The organism is Streptomyces sp. NPDC059851, from assembly GCF_042732005.1.
Lineage (GTDB): Bacteria > Actinomycetota > Actinomycetes > Streptomycetales > Streptomycetaceae > Streptomyces.
The window spans coordinates 1-3,058 of sequence record NZ_JBHWJJ010000275.1 but is presented as its reverse complement, the minus strand read 5'-3'; the positions used below and the strand labels follow the sequence as shown (position 1 = coordinate 3,058).

The following is a 3,058-nucleotide window of genomic DNA, read 5'->3' as shown; positions in this document are numbered from 1 at the left end:
TCCGCGGGCAGCGACACCTCGTCCGGCAGCCCGACCAACGCCGCCTTCCAGTGGTCGAGCTGCGACGCCAACACACTGCCCGGCTCGTCCGCGTCACCCAGCACCTCCCGCTGCCACAGCGTGTAGTCCGCGTACTGGATCTCCAGGGGCTCCCAGTCGGGCGCACCGCCCTTGCTGCGGGCGGCGTAGGCGGTGCCCAGGTCGCGCATCAGCGGGGCGTTCGAACCGCCGTCCGAGGCGATGTGGTGCATGACCAGCAGCAGGACGTGACCCTGCGGTCCGAGTTCCAGCAGGGTGGCCCGGACGGGCAGTTCGCGGGAGAGGTCGAAGGCGGCCCCGGCCAGCTCGGCCAGGGTGGCCTGGAGGGTGTCCTCGGCCGCGGGGAGCACGGGCAGCGCGAGGTCGGCCTCGTGCACTGCCAGGACCTGCTGGTGGGGGGTGCCGTCGACGGCGGGGAACACCGTCCGCAGCGCCTCGTGCCGGCCGACGACATCGGCCAGGGCGCCGTGCAGTGCGCTGCGGTCGAGGTCGCCGGTCAGCCGTATCGCCAGGGAGATGTTGTACGTCGCCGAGGGGCCCTCCATCTGGTCCAGGAACCAGAGCCGCTGCTGGGCGTAGGACAAGGGGATCACTTGGCTGCTCCCGTCCGGCGCATCGGCCGAAGCTTGGGCCGGGCGCCGTCGGCGCCGTCGGCCTTGTCGACCAGGGTGGCCACTGTCGGATTCTCGAAGAGGGTGCCGACCGCGAGGCCGGCTCCCGTGACGCTGTTGATCCGGCGTACGAGCCGGGTGGCGAGCAGGGAGTGCCCGCCCAGGTGGAAGAAGTTGTCGTCGATGGACACCGCGGGGCGGCCGAGTACCTCCGCGAAGAGGTCGCAGAGCGTGGCTTCCTTCGGGTTGCGGGGCGGCCGGCCCTGGCCGGTGTCCTCGTCGGACGGTTCCGGCGCCGGGAGTGCCCGGCGGTCGAGTTTTCCGTTGGCGGTCCACGGCAGGGCGTCCAGGACGACGTACGCCGTCGGCGTCATGTAGTCGGGCAGGGTCGCGGAGGCGTGCGCGCGCAGCTCGGCGACGTCGACGCGGGCGCCTTCGGCCGGTGTCACGTAGCCGATCAGGCACTTGTCGCCGGGGCGGATCTCGCCGAGGACCACCGCCGCCTGCCCGACCGACGCGTGCCGGCACAGGGCCGTCTCGACCTCGCCGGGTTCGATGCGGAAGCCACGGAGTTTGACCTGCTGGTCGGCGCGGCCGAGGAATTCGATCTCGCCGTGGTGGTTCCAGCGGGCGAGGTCGCCCGTGCGGTACATGCGGCTGCCGGGCGGGCCGTAGGGGTCGGCGGTGAACCGTTCGGCAGTGAGCGCGGGGCGGTTGAGGTAGCCGGCGGCGAGGCCGGCACCCGCCAGGTAGAGCTCGCCCGGGGTGAGGGGCGGCACGAGGCGCATCGCGGCGTCCAGGACGTACAGCCGGGTGTTGTCCAGTGCGGTGCCGATCGGCAGGGCGCCCGGGTAGTCGAGGGGCTTGCGGACCGCGTGTGCGGCGGCCATGACGGTGGCTTCGGTGGGACCGTACCCGTTGAGCACGGTGGTGTCGGGGCAGTGCTCCTGGATGCGCCGGACCGCCTCCACCGACACCACGTCGCCGCCGGTCAGCACGGTCCGTACGCCTGCGAGGGCCTCCGGCTCCTCCTCGGCCACCATCTGCAGCAGTCCCGCCGCGAGGACGAGGCCCGTGACCCGTCCTTCCGCCAGCACCCGGCCCATCGCGGCCGCGTCGAGCAGTCCGGGCGGTGCGATCACGAGGGTGCCGCCGGCCAGCAGCGGCATCCACAGCTCGAACGTCGATGCGTCGAAGGCCATCGGCGAGTGCAGCAGCATGCGGGCGCGCGATGCGGGCGGGAACGGCGCGTCGGCGGCCAGGTCGGTGATGTTGCGGTGGGTGACAGCGACGCCCTTGGGGACTCCGGTCGAGCCGGACGTGAACATCGCGTAGGCCGCCTGGTCGGGGTGGACGGCGGGCAGAGGGCCGGGCCGGTCGGCGGTACCGTCCTTGCCGTCCGTGGTGTCGGCCACGCCGGGGATGTCGGCCGCGCCGGGGATGTCGGCCACGCCGCCGACGGGGATCGTGCGGGCGTTCTCGGGGAGGTCCAGCGCCGTGAGGGGGCGGTCCGTGAGGAAGACTCCGGCCTTCGACTCCCGGATGATCAGATTGATGCGGTCGGTGGGGTAGCGGACGTCCAGCGGGACGTAGACCGCCCCGGCCTTCACGACCGCGAGGGTCGCGACGACCGCCTCCGGGGAGCGCTCGACGTAGAGGACCACGGGGTCCCCCGGGCGGACACCCGCGTCGCGGAGCCGGTGGGCCAACCGGTCGGCGCACGCGTCCAACTCGGCGTAAGTGAGGCTCCGTTCGCCCGTCACGAGGGCCTGGGCGTCCGGGGTGCGGGCGGCCTGCGCGGCGAACGCCCCGGGCAGGGAGGTGCCGGTGCGGGGGACGCGGGCGCCGTTCCAGGTGTCGAGCAGCCGCCGGCGTTCCTCGTCGCCCAGCATGTCGAGCTCGCCGGCGGGCAGGTCCGGGAAGGCGGCCGCCGCCCCGAGCAGCCGGACCAGGCGGGCGAGTGCGGCCTGCACGGTAGCGGCGTCGTAGAGGTCGGTGGCGTACTCCACGTGCACGTCGAAGCCGGCGGGGCCGCCGGTCGGGCCGTGGTGCTCCCGGAAGGTGAACGTGAGGTCGAACTTGGCGATCTCCAGCGGCGCGAACTCCGACTCGGCGGTCACACCCGGCAGGTCGGGAACGGGCACGCCCGCGTCCGTGACCGAGAGCATGACCTGGGCCAGGGGGTGGCGGGAGGCGGACCGCTCCGGGTTGAGGGCCTCGACGAGCCGGTCGAACGGCACGTCCTGGTGCGCCCAGGCCGCCAGGTCGGTGTCGCGGACCCGCCGGAGGAGCTCCCGGAACGACGGATCGCCGCCGGTGTCGGTCCGCAGCACGAGGGTGTTGACGAAGAAGCCGACCAGGTCGTCCAGCGCCTCGTCCGCCCGCCCCGCGACGGGAGAACCGATCGC

General features: G+C 73.5%; 2 protein-coding genes. Both read right to left on the bottom strand.

The genetic code is table 11. The annotated features are described in order from the left end of the window. Nucleotides 1-632: condensation domain-containing protein (locus ACFV7Q_RS38635; protein ID WP_385435633.1), on the bottom strand; the 632-nt coding region annotated here is incomplete at its 3' end. Then, a partial coding sequence (locus tag ACFV7Q_RS38630; RefSeq protein WP_385435632.1) for an amino acid adenylation domain-containing protein occupies nt 629-3,058 on the bottom strand: 2,430 nt, incomplete at its 5' end. The genes ACFV7Q_RS38630 and ACFV7Q_RS38635, both read right to left, overlap by 4 nt.